Source organism: Arthrobacter sp. FW306-1B-G06A, assembly GCF_058781765.1.
In genome coordinates this window covers 1-690 of sequence record NZ_JBYSXB010000094.1, presented here as the reverse complement: position 1 = coordinate 690, position 690 = coordinate 1, and the positions used below count along the sequence as shown (strand labels likewise).

General features: G+C 63.9%; 1 protein-coding gene. It reads right to left on the bottom strand.

Annotated elements, in window-relative coordinates:
• Positions 1 to 667: GntR family transcriptional regulator (locus AC3WJM_RS23020; protein ID WP_492273060.1), on the bottom strand; the 667-nt coding region annotated here is incomplete at its 3' end.
• Between the last annotated feature and the right edge of the window lie 23 nt (positions 668 to 690).

Here is a 690-nt window from a genome sequence, read left to right as displayed (position 1 = left end):
TGACGGCGAGGTAGTCGTGGACGGCCCGCTGGGTGTTTTCAAGGAGTGTCTTCATCGCCGCTGATGCGCCTTCCTCATCCTTCGCGCGGGCAAGCTCAACGAACCGCTCAGCAAACACCAGGGCCTCCCTCTGGGGTTCCCAGCTCGGGATCCGGAACACGATGCCGCGGAACCGCAGTGACCGGCGCCAAAGCATCGCCACGATGTCCCGGACCGTTGCGCTGGGGCAGATATCCATCATCAGCTGGTACAGGTGCAGAAGAGCTATGTAGAAAGAACGCGGATCCCCGACGGCCTGCCGCATCTCCTCAGTGATGGCAACGGCCTGCTGCACCTGTTCATCGGTTGCATGCAGGACGGCCATGGCCGCCATCTCGGGCTCAATGAGCAGCCGGGTCCGGTAGAGGTCATCGGCGACATCGGGGTCCAGTTCGGCCATGATCGTCCCGCGCCGGGGACGGGCTTCGACGAGGCCTTCACTGGCGAACCGCACGAAAGCCTCGCGCACGGGGGACCGGCTGACCCCCAACTGGGCGGCCACTTCATTCTCGCTGACCCACTGACCCGGCCGGAGGGCGCCGCTGACCAGCTGCTCGGCAAGCCATTCAAAGACCCTGTCCGAGAGCGTGGGATCCGTAGAACCGGGCTGATGCGGATTAAGAAGCATGGCCGTATCCTACCACTTGACAC